General features: G+C 30.2%; 1 pseudogene. It reads left to right on the top strand.

What is annotated here, in order from left to right:
• Window positions 1-242 (top strand): annotated as a pseudogene (locus FOT98_RS31105) (XRE family transcriptional regulator); the annotation flags it as partial.

Here is a 242-nt window from a genome sequence, read left to right as displayed (position 1 = left end):
GTAATCAAAAGGTTATTTGTATTAGATTCAGTTGTATTGTGGAGACATAGTGTTACTAATGAATACATGGGCATTGAGTCTTGTCGTATTAAGCCAGGCAGCTTTTTAACCAATTACTTATACGGATCAAATAATACAACAGCTTTATTATCTAAAAAAGCACTTGAATACAATAGTTATAGACACAAATATCATAAAAGGTTAATTCGATACTTAACATGGCAATGGAGAATTAGACAAAT

It is taken from the genome of Bacillus sp. HY001, from assembly GCF_007558965.1.
Classification (GTDB): domain Bacteria; phylum Bacillota; class Bacilli; order Bacillales; family Bacillaceae_G; genus Bacillus_A; species Bacillus_A mobilis.
Note: the sequence above shows the minus strand (reverse complement) of the source record. Positions and strands in the feature narration are given on the sequence as shown.